14 protein-coding genes are annotated in these 13,319 nt (G+C 63.0%); 1 reads left to right on the top strand and 13 read right to left on the bottom strand.

Translation table 11 applies throughout. From position 1 onward, the window contains the following. Nucleotides 1-266: 266 nt before the first annotated feature. From rplQ to map, 7 genes are all read right to left on the bottom strand, one after another. Entirely contained in the window at nucleotides 267-836 is a 570-nt protein-coding gene (rplQ, locus tag F8O05_RS13755) for a 50S ribosomal protein L17 (protein WP_158053322.1), read from the bottom strand. A gap of 39 nt (nucleotides 837-875) precedes the next feature. Beyond that, nucleotides 876-1,871 carry a DNA-directed RNA polymerase subunit alpha gene (locus F8O05_RS13750; RefSeq protein WP_158053321.1) on the bottom strand — a complete coding sequence of 332 codons (996 nt, stop codon included), beginning with the start codon at nucleotides 1,869-1,871 and terminating at the stop codon, nucleotides 876-878. A gap of 164 nt (nucleotides 1,872-2,035) precedes the next feature. After that, nucleotides 2,036-2,431, bottom strand: a complete 396-nt coding sequence (gene rpsK / locus F8O05_RS13745) for a 30S ribosomal protein S11 (protein ID WP_158053320.1) — start codon at nucleotides 2,429-2,431, stop codon at nucleotides 2,036-2,038. A 52-nt stretch (nucleotides 2,432-2,483) separates the two neighbouring features. Further along, nucleotides 2,484-2,858, bottom strand: a complete 375-nt coding sequence (gene rpsM / locus F8O05_RS13740; RefSeq protein ID WP_158053319.1) for a 30S ribosomal protein S13 — start codon at nucleotides 2,856-2,858, stop codon at nucleotides 2,484-2,486. A gap of 121 nt (nucleotides 2,859-2,979) precedes the next feature. After that, nucleotides 2,980-3,093, bottom strand: a complete 114-nt coding sequence (rpmJ, locus tag F8O05_RS13735; RefSeq protein ID WP_087004896.1) for a 50S ribosomal protein L36 — start codon at nucleotides 3,091-3,093, stop codon at nucleotides 2,980-2,982. An 84-nt stretch (nucleotides 3,094-3,177) separates the two neighbouring features. Continuing rightward, the gene (infA, locus tag F8O05_RS13730) at nucleotides 3,178-3,399 is read right to left on the bottom strand and encodes a translation initiation factor IF-1 (RefSeq protein WP_124970725.1); all 222 of its coding nucleotides are present in this window, start codon (nucleotides 3,397-3,399) and stop codon (nucleotides 3,178-3,180) included. A 240-nt stretch (nucleotides 3,400-3,639) separates the two neighbouring features. Further along, nucleotides 3,640-4,473 carry a type I methionyl aminopeptidase gene (gene map / locus F8O05_RS13725; RefSeq protein WP_158053318.1) on the bottom strand — a complete coding sequence of 278 codons (834 nt, stop codon included), beginning with the start codon at nucleotides 4,471-4,473 and terminating at the stop codon, nucleotides 3,640-3,642. 198 nt (nucleotides 4,474-4,671) lie between these two features. Here map and F8O05_RS13720 point away from each other — a divergent pair, with 198 nt between their 5' ends. Next, nucleotides 4,672-6,147 (top strand): APC family permease, encoded by a 1,476-nt coding sequence (locus tag F8O05_RS13720; protein ID WP_225735922.1) that lies wholly within the window; start codon nucleotides 4,672-4,674, stop codon nucleotides 6,145-6,147. A 175-nt stretch (nucleotides 6,148-6,322) separates the two neighbouring features. On the opposite strand, the gene F8O05_RS13715 is transcribed toward F8O05_RS13720, so the two are convergent. The 6 genes from F8O05_RS13715 to F8O05_RS13690 all read right to left on the bottom strand — a co-directional run bounded on the left by F8O05_RS13715 (nucleotide 6,323) and on the right by F8O05_RS13690 (nucleotide 13,207). Then, nucleotides 6,323-7,714, bottom strand: a complete 1,392-nt coding sequence (locus tag F8O05_RS13715) for an NAD-dependent succinate-semialdehyde dehydrogenase (protein ID WP_158053317.1) — start codon at nucleotides 7,712-7,714, stop codon at nucleotides 6,323-6,325. A gap of 90 nt (nucleotides 7,715-7,804) precedes the next feature. Next, on the bottom strand, nucleotides 7,805-8,623 hold the full coding sequence (locus tag F8O05_RS13710) for a gamma-glutamyl-gamma-aminobutyrate hydrolase family protein (protein ID WP_225735921.1): 819 nt from the start codon (nucleotides 8,621-8,623) through the stop codon (nucleotides 7,805-7,807). Next, on the bottom strand, nucleotides 8,610-9,572 hold the full coding sequence (locus F8O05_RS13705; RefSeq protein ID WP_225735920.1) for a gamma-glutamyl-gamma-aminobutyrate hydrolase family protein: 963 nt from the start codon (nucleotides 9,570-9,572) through the stop codon (nucleotides 8,610-8,612). The genes F8O05_RS13710 and F8O05_RS13705 overlap by 14 nt, the downstream gene beginning before the upstream one ends. Then, nucleotides 9,569-10,348, bottom strand: coding sequence for an ABC transporter substrate-binding protein (locus F8O05_RS13700; protein ID WP_158053316.1), 780 nt, complete (start codon nucleotides 10,346-10,348; stop codon nucleotides 9,569-9,571). The genes F8O05_RS13705 and F8O05_RS13700 overlap by 4 nt, the downstream gene beginning before the upstream one ends. Then, nucleotides 10,348-11,841 carry a glutamine synthetase family protein gene (locus F8O05_RS13695; RefSeq protein WP_158053315.1) on the bottom strand — a complete coding sequence of 498 codons (1,494 nt, stop codon included), beginning with the start codon at nucleotides 11,839-11,841 and terminating at the stop codon, nucleotides 10,348-10,350. Before F8O05_RS13695 ends, F8O05_RS13700 begins: the two co-directional genes overlap by 1 nt. Nucleotides 11,842-11,998: 157 nt before the next feature. Continuing rightward, nucleotides 11,999-13,207, bottom strand: coding sequence for a cytochrome P450 (locus F8O05_RS13690; RefSeq protein WP_158053314.1), 1,209 nt, complete (start codon nucleotides 13,205-13,207; stop codon nucleotides 11,999-12,001). Between the last annotated feature and the right edge of the window lie 112 nt (nucleotides 13,208-13,319).

The raw sequence follows: 13,319 nt of genomic DNA, 5'->3' as shown, positions 1-13,319 counted from the left end.
GCCGCCCAGCTGGGAGGAGGGGTTGCAGAGGCGCGCGAGGCGGCAGGTAGCGAGCCGCAGAAGGAAAGACGACAACAGAAGGCGCGGGGCGCGCGGAAAAGCGGCAAAAGCGGCAAAAGCGGCAAAAGCGGCAAGAGCGGCAAAAGCGGCAAAAGCGGCAAAAGCGGCAAAAGCGGCAAAAGCGGCAAGAGGAACCGCAGAACTCGCCGGAAAAGCAAGGAACCCCGCACCGGAGTGCGGGGTTCCTTGCGTAGCGCGAGTGGAGACTACTTGGTCTCTTCCTCAGCAGCCTCTTCCGAAGCGGCTTCCTTGGCGGGAGCGTCAGCAGCTTCTTCCGAAGCAGCCTCGTCAGCCGAAGCCTCTGCAGCCTCAACTGCAGCCTCGTCTGCCTCGGTTACCTCGACCTCAGCGGTCTCTTCGGCTTCCTCAACGACGGGAGCGTCCGCAGCGGGAGCAGCTGCCTTGTTCTTGAACTGAACCGGCTCGAGCACGAGCTCAATCACGGCCATCGGAGCGTTGTCGCCCTTGCGGTAGCCGGTCTTGATGATGCGCGTGTAGCCACCCGGACGCTCAGCCACCAGCGGAGCGATCTCGGTGAACAGCTCGTGCACGACGCCGCGGTCGGTGATGACCTGCAGCACGCGACGGCGTGCTGCGAGGTCGCCCTTCTTTGCGTGAGTCACGAGGCGCTCGGCCACCGGCTGCAGGCGCTTAGCCTTGGTCTCGGTGGTCTGGATGCGCTTGTGCGTGAACAGCTGCGCAGCGAGGTTGCCAAGCAGGAGACGCTCGTGAGACGGGCCGCTTCCGAGGCGCGGTCCCTTGTTGGGCTTAGGCATTCGTAGTTCTCTTTCTCAGGTACGGGCCGCTAGTGCGGCTTAGATGTATTCGCCGCTGTCTTCGCCAGCACCGTAGAAGTGGGTGCCTTCGAAGCCCGGAACGCTGTCCTTGAGGGTGAGGCCGAGGGATGCGAGCTTGTCGCGTACCTCGTCCACCGACTTCTGGCCGAAGTTGCGGATGTTCAGAAGCTGGCTCTCGCTCAGCGCAACGAGCTGCGAAACAGTCGTCACACCCTCACGCATGAGGCAGTTGTAGGAGCGCACCGAAAGGTCAAGGTCGTTGATGCTCATGGAGAGCTCATCGCTGATGACCTGCTCGACCGGGGCCGGGCCAATTTCGATACCTTCTGCTTCGACGTTGAGTTCACGCGCGAGGCTGAACAGCTCAACGAGGGTGGTACCTGCCGAAGCAATCGCGTCACGCGGAGCCATCGACGGCTTGGTCTCAACGTCAACGATGAGACGGTCGAAGTCGGTGCGCTCACCCGCACGGGTGGCCTCAACACGGTAGGTAACCTTCAGCACCGGCGAGTAGATCGAGTCAACCGGAATCTGGCCGGTGTCCGAGTACTCGTTACGGTTCTGCTGTGCCGACACGTAGCCGCGGCCGCGCTCAATGGTGAGCTCGAGCTCGAACTTTGCGTCGTCGTTGAGCGTCGCGATAACCAGCGACGGGTTGTGGATCTCAACACCGGCGGGAGCCGAGATGTCCGCTGCGGTAACTTCACCTGCACCGGTCTTGCGCAGGTACGCGGTGATGGGCTCGTCGTGCTCGCTCGAGACGACCAAACCCTTGACGTTCAGGATGATCTCCGTAACGTCTTCCTTCACACCCGGGATGGTGGTGAATTCGTGCTGAACGTTGTCGAGACGAATGCTCGTGACTGCCGCACCGGGGATGGAGCTGAGCAGCGTACGACGCAGCGAATTTCCGAGCGTGTAACCGAAGCCCGGCTCTAGCGGCTCAATGACGAACCGTGAGCGGTGATCGGATACGTTCTCCTCGGTGAGTGTGGGGCGCTGTGCAATGAGCACTGTGTGGTTCCTTTCGGCAAAGCGTCCGCTATATGACGCTTGGCGTATCCAACAGGAAAGACCTGCTGGGAGATAGGGAGGATGCGGAGGACAATCGGAATCCGGTGTCGTCACCGGCGTAGTCGCCCGGCCTCACACTCGTGAGTACGGGCGACTAGACACAATTAGACGCGGCGGCGCTTCGGCGGGCGGCAACCGTTGTGCGCCTGCGGGGTAACGTCGCTGATCTGTCCAACCTCGAGGCCAGCAGCCTGGAGCGAACGGATTGCGGTTTCACGACCCGAGCCCGGGCCCTTCACGAAGACGTCAACCTTCTTCATGCCGTGCTCCTGCGCCTGGCGAGCAGCTGCCTCAGCGGCCAGCTGTGCGGCGAACGGAGTTGACTTACGCGAGCCCTTGTAGCCAACGCCACCCGAGGATGCCCAGCTAATGACGGCACCGGTGGTGTCGGTGATCGAGATGATGGTGTTGTTGAAGGTCGACTTGATGTGCGCCTGACCTACGGCAACGTTCTTATTCTGCTTGCGACGCGTTTTGCGCGCAGTCTTTGGGGTAGCCAATTCTTACTCTCCTACGAAATTCGGTTCACTCACATCCGATAAGACGGATGGGTTACTTCGCCTTCTTCTTGCCGGCGACGGTACGCTTCGGACCCTTGCGCGAACGCGCGTTGGTCTTGGTGCGCTGGCCGTGAACCGGAAGGCCACGGCGGTGACGGATGCCCTGGTAGCTACCGATTTCGACCTTGCGGCGAATGTCGGCGGCAACCTCACGGCGGAGGTCACCCTCTACCTGATACGTCCCCTCGATGTGGTCACGAAGTGCCACGAGCTGTTCGTCGGTGAGGTCCTTCACGCGGGTGTTGCCGTCAATGCCGGTAACTTCGAGCGTCTTGAGCGCACGGGTACGGCCGATGCCGTAGATGTAGGTAAGAGCGACCTCGGTCCGCTTTTCGCGGGGGAGGTCAACGCCTGCTAGACGTGCCATGGAGTGGTCTCCTGTTTGGTGTTGAGGTTTGGTGCAGCGACTGGGCCCCGGCCTCGCGCCCGGAGGTGTCAGCTCGGTATCCCGAGCGTCTTATCACTGCGACTTCAGTATTGAGTTGTGCTTAACCCTGGCGCTGCTTGTGGCGCGGGTTCGAGCAGATCACCATGACGCGACCGTGACGACGAATCACACGGCAGCTGTCACAGATCTTCTTCACGGAGGGCTTGACCTTCATGAGTCATATTCCTTTGTATCGCTGGCCTCGTACCGGCACGGGGATGCGCCGGCCGTTCCTTATCTGGCCGGGCGAGGGACTTGCTTACTTGTAGCGGTAGACGATTCGCCCACGCGTGAGGTCGTAGGGGCTGAGCTCTACGATCACTCGGTCTTCTGGGAGAATGCGGATGTAGTGCTGCCGCATCTTTCCGGAAATGTGCGCGAGCACTTTGTGTCCGTTCGAGAGCTCTACCCGAAACATTGCGTTAGGCAATGCCTCGACTACTGTGCCCTCGATCTCAATGACGCCGTCTTTCTTGGCCATAGCCTCACTGTCGCTAGCTTGTCGAACGCCCGCATGCCAGTCATGCGGAAGTCAGGTGTTTTTGCGAACGCAAAAGCGTCACCGAAACACACCGACTATCGAGTATAAGTTGCCCCGTCGTATTTACGCAAGATGTGATATTGGGCGCCCCTCGATACGTCGCTCCGCTCCTACTCGGGGAACGAAAGGAGCGGCTCGCTGAGTAGGGAGCGCAGCGACCGTATCGAAGCGCGCTCCGATTTACGGGGCGACGGGGGTGACGCCGTGGGCCGCGAGGCCTGCGGCGCCGCCGTCGTGCGCGGTGGTCACCCAGATTCCCGTTTTGTGGCGAATCACCGTGTGCTCCCAGTGCGCCGCGACCGAACCGTCCGCGCTGCGCACCGTCCAGTCATCATCATCTACAAGAGTGTCAGCGCTGCCGCCGGTGAGCATCGGCTCGATGCAGATCGCGAGGCCCGCTTTCACGACCGGGCCGCGACGCCGCACCCGGTAGTTGAACACCGTCGGCTCCTCGTGCATATTCCGGCCGATCCCGTGGCCCGTGTAGTTCTCGAGGATCCCAAGCGTTCCCGGCTGCTCGTTCGTGGCTTCCTCAATCGCCGTACCCACGTCATTGAGGTGCCGGGCCGAGGCCACGGCCGCGATCCCGGCCCACATTGCCGCCTGGGTCGCATCCGACACGCGGTTCGCCTCGGAAAGCCAACCCGCCGCATCCTCACCCTCGACCTCGCCAGGGACAATCCAGGTGCGCGCCGAGTCGCCGTTCCAGCCGTCTAGCATCGCACCGCAGTCAATCGAGACCACATCGCCCGGCTTCAGCGGCGTCTCGTTCGGGATGCCGTGCACAATCGCGTCATTCACGGATGCGCAGACCGTGTGGTGGTAGCCGTCGACGAGCTGGAAGTTCGGCACTCCCCCGCCGTCGCGGATGACCCGCTCGGCGATCGCATCCAGCTCGAGCGTCGAAATTCCCGGACGAATCGCCTCGCCAACGGCATCCAGCGCCTGTGCGGTGAGGATGCCCGCGGGGACCATGAGGCGGAGTTCGTCAGGAGTCTTGTAGATCGAGGCCATCCTTCAAGTCTAGGCCGTGCCAGACCTGTCGCCGAAAGTGGGCCTCGAAATACGCGCGGAAACGGGCCGTGCATCCCAACCGCTTGACAGGCGTGTCACTGCGATGCAAAATCGATTTAGCAGACGTCAGTACGCCTGCTTTTTCTTGGAATTTCAGCGGCACAAGGTGTCGCTGCGTCGCAATGATGGGACAGCTACTTGAGTATCCAGCAATCTCGTACGGTTCACAATTCACCGCCAGCGCCCAACAAGGGTCCCGGCTTCAAGCGCGGACTCGGAACCTGGTCAACCCTCGCGCTCGGTGTCGGCGCAATGGTCGGCTTTGGCTGGGTCACGCTCGTCGGCGGTTGGATCGAAGATGCCGGATCATTCGGAGCCGCCGCCGCAATGCTTGCCGGTGGTGTGATGATGGCGGTCGTCGCCCTCGTCTACTCCGAAATGGTTGCGGCGATGCCGAAGGCCGGTGGTGAGCACAACTACATTCTGCGTGCGCTCGGACCGCGCTGGTCGTTCATTGGCTCCTGGGGCATCACCGGCGGCTACACCACCGTGGTGGCGTTCGAAGCGGTCGCGCTACCCACCGCGATGGAATACGTCGTGCCGCTCGACCACTTCCACCTGTGGAGCATCAGCGACTCGGACGTCTACCTCTCGTGGGCACTCGTCGGCGCCGTCACCGCGGTACTCATCACCATCATCAACATCTTCGGCGTGAAAATCGCCGGCTCGTTCCAGATGTTCGTAGTGATCTTCCTCTTCGCGATCGGCTTCCTGCAGCTGTTCGGATCCTTCAACGCGGGTGAAGTCGCCACGATGGAGCCCTTCTTTAATAACGGCTGGACCGGGTTCTTCGCGGTACTTGTGATCGTGCCGTTCATGTTCGTCGGTTTCGACGTGATTCCGCAGACCGCCGAAGAGGTGAACCTGCCGCCGAAGAAGACCGGTCGCATCGCGTTCATCTCGGTGATCATCGCCGCGGCTTGGTACATCATGATCATCCTCACCGTGTCCTCGGCACTCACACCCGACGAGGTCTCCGGCTCGACCCTCCCCGCCGCCGACGCCATGGCCACGCTCTTCGGGGGTCAGTTCTTCGGCAACCTGATGGTCGCCGCCGGTATCGCCGGCATCGTCACCTCGTGGAACTCGCTGCAGATGGGTGCCTCGCGACTGATGTATTCGCTCGCGCAGGGTGGGATGCTCCCCGCCTGGCTCGGCAAGCTCCACCCCAAGTTCGGAACCCCGGTCAACGCGCTGGTCGTGCTCGGTGCGGTTGCGACGATCGCGCCATTCTTCGGCCACAAGGCCCTCGGTTGGATTGTGGATGCGGGTTCCCCGATGATCGTGATCGCGTACCTGCTGGTCTCGATCTCCTTCGTGATTCTTCGCCGCCGCGAACCCGACATGCCACGCCCACTGCGCGTCGGTGGCAAGGGCAACTTCGGTGTGGTCGTTGGAGCGACCTCGGTTGCGATCACCGCGTTCCTCGTGCTGCTCTACCTGCCGGGGATGCCCGCCGGGCTCGGCGTGCAGCCGTGGGTCATCTTCGGGGTGTGGTGGCTCGTCGGTGCGGTCTTCTTCGCCGGAATTCCGGGCGGCGTGAAACCGGGCCCGAACGCCGAGGAAGAACTCCTCGAAAAGGTCTACGCAAAGTGGCCCCGCCGCCGACCGTAGTTCGTTGCGGTACGTGAAGAGTGCCCCGTCGCCATTCGCGACGGGGCACTCTTGCTCTACGAGTAGCGCTGTAGCCCCTCCGTCCCTCGAGTAGCGCCGTAGGCGCGTATCGAGAGGTACTGCGCTGGGCACATTTCGATACGCCGCTCCGCGGCTACTCAATGAGCGGAGCGGGCTAGTTGCTCCAGCGGACGAGCTTGCGGTTCGCGAACTCTTCCATGCCGAAGCGGCCGAGTTCACGGCCGATCCCGGAGGCCTTCACGCCACCGAAGGGCAGATCGGGCTCCGACTCGCCAGCCGAGTTGATGTAGACCATCCCGGCCTCGATCTGGTCGGCGACGCGGTTCGCCTGCTCTTCGTCATTGGTGATGATCGACGAGCCGAGCCCGAAGGGCGAGTCGTTGGCGAGGCGGATCGCCTCGACCTCATCGGCCACACGATAGATCGACGCCACCGGCCCAAAGGCCTCCTCGCGGTAAATGCGCATCTCGGGGGTGATGTCGGTAAGCACGGTCGGCTCCATCCATGCGCCCTCGGCCCAGTCGCCCTCATCCGGCTCGATGCGATTGCCGCCGAGCAGCAGATTCGCACCCTTAGCAACCGCGTCCTCCACCAGCTCGACCAGCTCATCCACCGCACCGGCAGACGAAAGCGGACCAAACCGAGTGCCGCCATCAAGCGGGTCACCGGGCGCGAACAGCTTCATCCGTTCGAGGTACGCCTGCAGGAACTCGTCGTAGTACTCGTCGACGACGATCACGCGCTTGGAGGCGTTGCAGGCCTGGCCCGAGTTCGCCATCCGACCGCCGACGGCGATCTTCGCGGCCGCGGTGACGTCTTCGGTGCTGAGCACGAGGAACGGGTCCGAGCCGCCCAGCTCGAGCACGCACTTCTTCAGGTTCCGGCCCGCGACTTCGGCGACCGAGCGGCCGGCCGGTTCCGAACCTGTGAGCGAGACACCCTGCACGCGCGGGTCCTCAATGATGCTCGGCACCTGCGAGCTCGACGCGTAAATGTTCACGTACGCACCCGCGGGAAGTCCGGCGTCGTCAAAGATCTTCGCGATCGCCTGCGCCGATTCGGGGCAGTTCGATGCGTGCTTCAGCACGATCGTGTTGCCGAGCAGCAGGTTCGGGGCGGCAAAGCGAGCGACCTGATAGTAGGGGTAGTTCCAAGGCATGATGCCGAGAATCACGCCGGTCGGCGCCATCCGCACCACCGCGCGGCCGCCCGAGGCCACCGTGAGTTCCTCTTCCTTTAGGAACTCGGCCGCGTTGTCGGCGTAGTAGTCAAAAATGTCTGCCGAAATGCCGATCTCACCGGCACCCTGCCGCACGGGCTTACCCATTTCGCGGGCGATGATCTCGACCAGCTCGCCGCGACGCTCGCGGTAGAGTTCGGCGACGCGCTTGATGATCGCGACGCGCTCCTCGAGCTTCGTGTCGCGCCAGGAGTTGTAGGTGTGGTGAGCGAGGTCGATCGCCTCGCGCACCTCGGCGTCGGATGCGCGGGGGAATTCCGACTCGACTTTGCCGGTCGCGGGGTTGAGTACTTGATATCCAGCCATTGCTTACCTCTTTGTTAATTGGATGTCTTGGTTGGGCGCAGGCCCCGTTCATTGATTAGCACAGCAGATGCCTAGCTAAATGTGCGGGACCTAGACCGCGGGGACGGACTTGCGGGCGCGGACTTGGGCGAGGAACTCGGCGAAGAGGATGTCGCGGTCTGCTTTCGACGCGTCGGCTTCTTCGGGGTGCCACTGCACTCCGATAATCCAGGTGTTATCGATGCGCTCGGTGCCTTCAACCACGCCGTCATGGGCGACGGCGGATGCGCGCAGACCCTCACCGACGCGGTCCACCGCTTGGTGGTGGCCGTTTCGGACCGTGAGCGTGGGCGTACCATACAGCTCCCGCACGCGGCTACCTTCAACCAGTTGCACTTCCTCGTCGAGGAAAAGCGGCGACCCCTTCGCACCCTTGTGCAGGTTCGGTGGGTTCAGGTCCGCCGACTCCACATCGGGAATCAGCGAACCTCCGCAGGCCACGTTCAGCAACTGCGAGCCGCGGCACAGGTGCAGCATGATCGCGTCCGCCTCAATGCCTTCCTGGATGATCGCGATCTCGCGGTCATCCGCACGGCGATCCTTACCGCCCTCATTGGGCACTGGGTCGAAGTGGCCGTAAAGCGTGGCGTCCACATCGCCGCCACCGAGCACGAGGATGCCGTCGGCCGCGGCAACCTCCGCGTAGTCGGGCTCGGAGTCTGTCGCGACATCGTGCAGGGCTACGCTTGCCCCGTGCTCGTGCAGGGATGCGATCGCGGTGCGAATCAGGTCGCGGTTGAGTTCATAACTGAACTTGGACTGGTCGGGGGTCGTCATTTGCACGACCACCGCGATCCGCACGTCCGCGTCCGCGCGCGGGGCGGTCAGGAATACGTCCTCCGGACGAAGCACCTTGTCATACCGTGGCAACGTTGATGTCCTCTTTCTGTGCTGGTTCGGCGGCGGATGCCGATCCCGCGTCGGCTGCTGAGTCAGCAGCTGGAGCGGATCCAGCTTCTGGCGCTGATACCGCGTCGGCCGCTGGTCGGGCAACCGGAGCCGATCCAGTGCGCTGCGTCGATCCCGCGCGCTGCGCCTTCGCCGCGCGGAACTCGGCGGCCTGCTGCACGACCCAGTCGAACAGCACTTGGTCGACGGCGAGCGTTTCGGCCCGGTCTTCCGGGTGCCACTGTACGGCGACGATATTGAGCGATGGGTCTTCGAGCGCTTCAACACAGCCGTCGGATGCGCGGGCCACGACCCGCAGGCCACGGCCGAGTTCGCCCACTGCCTGGTGGTGGTAGCTCGACACCGTGACGGACTCGGCCGCAGACAGTTCAGCGGCGGGCAGTTCGGCCGTAGGCAGCTCCGCCGCAGCCGCAGCCGCAGGTGCAGGTGCAGGTGCAGCATCCGCGAGCGCCGCTGCCAAGCGAGACTCAGCATCCACCTCAACAGCATGCACGGTCCCAACGTGCTCCTGCTGGTCCGAGGGCCAGTGCTGAATCATGGTGCCGCCGCGCTCGACGTTCCACAGCTGCATCCCGCGGCAAATCAGCAGTGCCGGTAGTCCTCGCGACTCGGCGGCCGCGATCGCGCGCGCATCCGCATCATCTTGAATATCGAAATCGGTGCCCGCGTGGGTCTCATCCGGTTCCGCGCCGTAGCGCGCCGGGTTGATATCCGAACCGCCTGGCAACACGATGCCGTCCACGCGATCCCAGATCCCCGACTCGGCGACCGGCGAGACGATCACCGGCTCGCCGCCGGCGCGGACAATGCTTTCCAATACTGCGTTCGCAACCACGGTTCCAGAGAACCGAAGTCCCCGGATCTGAGCCGAAGCCATCCCGGGGACTGCGATCAGCGGTTTACCGCTCAAGAGGGTCTCCCATCTCGCAACGTCTCCCCCGGATACGGGAGCGACGTCATCCACTTATTCCATACCGCTTCGAGGCGGCCGTCGGCAATCACTCGTTCGAGCGCCCCGTCGAGGAGCTCGAGGAGGTCGTCGCGGTCCTTCGCAACACCGACACCCCAGGGGTTCCGGGTCTGCACGGTGAAGGCCACATCGAACTCGGGTTCGTCGCCGAGCGGGATGGTCACGACATCGTCGTCCACCATCGCGTCGACGGTGCCGTCGCGCACGGCTTGGATCATGTCGCCGAAGACATCGTCACCGTTGAAGGCCACGGTCTCGGCGCCCTCGAAAGTCTCGGCCAGGCGCATGTTCGCGCTGCCTTCAATGGCCGCGACCTTGTAGCCGACGAGGTCTTCCGGCTTCCGCGCCGGGTCCCCGGCACGCACCAGCACGGTCTCGCTAAAGACCGCATAGGGACGGGTGAAATTCACCTGTTCCTGGCGCGAAGGGATGATCCCCTGACCGCACCACACAGCATCCACTTCACCGCGTTGCACGGCCGGAATCATGTCATCCCAAGCCATCACGGCCCACTCGAGCGCGACCCCGAGTTCCTCGGCAACGATCGCCGCTGCCTCAGGTTCGTAGCCGGTGCGGGTCTTGCCGCCATCGGGCGAAAGATCAAAGAGCGGGGCAGCTTCCGAGTCGATGCAGGCGAAGCGAATCGTAGTCAGTTCCGCCGCCGGGCGAGTGACATTCGCGTCGCTCGCCACGGCACCAGTTGAAATGTCGGCCATTAGGGGATCGCCTGCCAGTACTGGTCGAACTCCCACTGCGACACGGTCGCGCAGTACTGTGCCCACTCGTTTTCCTTCATCGTCGCGAAGGTCTCACCGAGCTCATTCGGCAAGTGCGCCTGCACGAACGGGTTCGCACGGAACGCCTCGACCGCCTCGCCGAGGGTGCGCGGCAGGTCTTCGCCCTGCTCGCCCGGGCCGATCGGCTCGATCTGGTTGCCGATACCGTCGGCCACAGCAGCCGTCAGCAGCGAGTGCGAAAGGTACGGGTTGACGGATGCATCCGGCACGCGAACCTCGGCACGGCCATTTGCCGAGATGCGCACCATGGATGCGCGGTCGTCCAGACCCCAGTCGGCGCGGGCCGGGGCGAACTGTCCCGGGTCCCAGAAGCGCTTGTAGGAGTTCACGGTCGAGGCCATGATCAGCATCATGCCCGGAGCGTGCTTCAGGATGCCGCCGACGGCCCAGCGACCCACCTGCGAGAGGTGCAGTTCGGTCACGCCCGGGGTCTCGAGGGTGTTGTTGCCTTGCTCGTCCCACAGCGAAATGTTGTGGTGGCAACCGGCGCCCATCTCACCGAGGAAGGGCTTGGGCATGAAGGATGCTTCCACACCGAATTCGCGCGCCACCTGCGAGCAAATCTGGCGGTAGGTGACCATGCGGTCGGCGGTCCATTCGATCTCGTCGAACATCCAGTTCAGCTCGATCTGGCCCTTGTCCTCGTAGTCGCCCTCGATCATGTCGAAGCCGAGCTGGTTCGCGTACTCGTGCACGCGCTTGTAGATCGGACGCATGCCCTCGAGGTACTCGACCTGGTAGGCGGGGTTGTAGCCGGGGATCGTCTTCGGGGTGATCGAGTCGCCGACCCACACCATTTCCGGCTCCAGGCCCGACTTCATCGTGAGCCCGAAGATGTCCTTGAGTAGCTGGTGTGTGCGCTTCATGTTTGCGCGCGAGTCCACCGCGTTCGGGCGACCGCCGACGACCGGCAGGTGGTCGGGCTCATAGGCGGTCGAGAAAATCCGACCGACCGAAGTGTCCCAGGGCAGCGCGTTGAAGGACTCAGGGTCCGGCATCGCGACGAATTCCTTCGAGTGGATGTCGGCGCCAATCGGGTTGCCGAAGACGTCCAGCTGGAAGTCCATCAGCGCGTTGCGGGTGAACTTCACGCCGCTTTCGAGGTTGCGCAGGAAGTGCTTCGCCGGCACCATCTTCGCGACCGTGCGCGAACGGAGGGTCGGCACCATGTAGTAGAGGTATTCGACGCCCGAGCGCTCAATCTTTTCCTTGAGCGCTTCAACGGTGTCGTTCTCGAGGTTGCGCTCGCGGTGACGGGAGAGCGCGTTGTTGTCGTTGAGGTCGGCTTCGATGCGCTCGCGATAGTTTTCGGCGAGGTTGCCGGCGTTCTTGAGCTCGCGAGTCTTCAGCGACTCGAGGAAGGGCTCGATCGGCGTCGAAGTTTCGGTAATGGTGTCGTTTGTAATCGTCATTGATTTACCTTTTGTTGGGGTTTGGATGCTTTGGGGTCGTTCCCCGAGTAGGCCGAAGGCCGTATCGAGGGGCGGGGAAGTCGTTCCCCGAGTAGGCCGGAGGCCGTATCGAGGGGCTGCGCTTCGATACGCTGCGCTACTCAGCGATCAGGGCGGGCTAGGCGCGCTTGTCGAAGGTGACGGTGAGCTTGACGGGGCCGGTGTTACCCGAGTCCGGAAGCCACTCGTCGCCGCCGGGGACGACCTGGATGTTCGTGAGGTTCGCCGCGAGCACCGGCAGTGCCTGGCTCATGTCGGCACGCGCGATGTAGTGCCCGAGGCAGTGGTGCACGCCACCGCCAAAGGTGAAGTGCGGCTTGCGGTCCTCGGCCTCGATGTCGATTTCGGGATTCGGGAAGGCCTCGGGGTCGGTACCGGACGAGAAGGTAAAGAGGTGCACGGTCGTGCCGGCCGCGATCTCCACACCCTTGTACTCAAAGTCTTCAAGCGCTTCACGCGTCACCCAGCGAGTCGTGGGGTTCACGCGCAGGGTCTCCTCGAGCGCAGCCTTCGTGAGCTCCGGGTTCGCGGCGAGCTTCTCCCACTGGTCGGAGTTGTGGATGAAGGTGTGCAGCATCAGCCCGAGCTGATTGCGGGTGGTGTCCATGCCGCCAAAGAGCATCAGCACGAGAGCATTACGCAGCTCTTCGGCGCTGAGTTTGTCGCCACCCTCGCTGAACTGCACGAGGCGAGACACGACATCCTGGCCGGGGTTCGCCTGGCGCTCCTGGATGAGTTCCTCAACGAAGTCGTAGAGTTCCTTGACCGCATAGTCAACACGGTCAATGTCTTCCTTGATGTTGACGCTCAGGGCATAGCCGACGGTGTTCGCGCGGTCGGCGATGAACTCCCAGTGCTTGTGGTCAAGGCCCATCATGATGCACAGCGCACGGGTCGCAAACGGCTCCGAGAAGTCACTCACGAACTCCATCTCCCCCTTGTCGACGACATTCGCGATGAGCTCTTCCGCGAGCGCCTTGAACTCGGGCTCGAGCTTGCGTGCCATCGACGGCGAGAAGGCCGGGTTGAGCAGACGGCGGATGCGGTGGTGTTCATCTCCCTCGAGCACGAGGAGGTTCTTTTCCCACCAGTCGTAGAAGAGGCCCGAGTGAACCCCGTGGTGGTCCGGCCACTTCTTGCTCCCCTGCGAGAGCTTGGGGCTCTTGAGCAGCTCCGAAACTTCCTCATAGCGAAGCACGGCGTAGCCGTAGTTGGTGCGGGCGATCCACGAAGCGTCGCGAGCTGCGCGAACGGCTTCCGACTGCATCGCAAAGGATGGGTCTGCAATGTCGAAGTATGGCAACTCGGTTGCTGCGATAGCGCTCATTGTGTCCTCTCTGACTCATCAGCGTTGATAAGACTCGGGATTTGGTGCGTGACTTAACCACGAACCGAAACCTTCATTGGTGAATGTATAAAATCACGACTAAATGATTTGT

Origin of the sequence: Gulosibacter chungangensis (assembly GCF_008831155.1) — a bacterium.
Taxonomy (GTDB): Bacteria; Actinomycetota; Actinomycetes; order Actinomycetales; family Microbacteriaceae; genus Gulosibacter; species Gulosibacter chungangensis.
This window is presented reverse-complemented; position numbering and strand designations above follow the sequence as displayed.

Bases quoted from the DNA above. Each gene is read 5' to 3' on its own strand.
- map (WP_158053318.1), bottom strand. From the start codon at position 4,473: ATGGCCTCGATCTACAAGACTCCTGACGAACTCCGCCTCATGGTCCCC.
- F8O05_RS13695 (WP_158053315.1), bottom strand. From the start codon at position 11,841: ATGACGATTACAAACGACACCATTACCGAAACTTCGACGCCGATCGAG.
- rpsM (WP_158053319.1), bottom strand. From the start codon at position 2,858: ATGGCACGTCTAGCAGGCGTTGACCTCCCCCGCGAAAAGCGGACCGAG.
- F8O05_RS13700 (WP_158053316.1), bottom strand. From the start codon at position 10,348: ATGGCCGACATTTCAACTGGTGCCGTGGCGAGCGACGCGAATGTCACT.
- rplQ (WP_158053322.1), bottom strand. From the start codon at position 836: ATGCCTAAGCCCAACAAGGGACCGCGCCTCGGAAGCGGCCCGTCTCAC.
- F8O05_RS13715 (WP_158053317.1), bottom strand. From the start codon at position 7,714: ATGGCTGGATATCAAGTACTCAACCCCGCGACCGGCAAAGTCGAGTCG.
- infA (WP_124970725.1), bottom strand. From the start codon at position 3,399: ATGGCCAAGAAAGACGGCGTCATTGAGATCGAGGGCACAGTAGTCGAG.
- F8O05_RS13690 (WP_158053314.1), bottom strand. From the start codon at position 13,207: ATGAGCGCTATCGCAGCAACCGAGTTGCCATACTTCGACATTGCAGAC.
- rpmJ (WP_087004896.1), bottom strand. From the start codon at position 3,093: ATGAAGGTCAAGCCCTCCGTGAAGAAGATCTGTGACAGCTGCCGTGTG.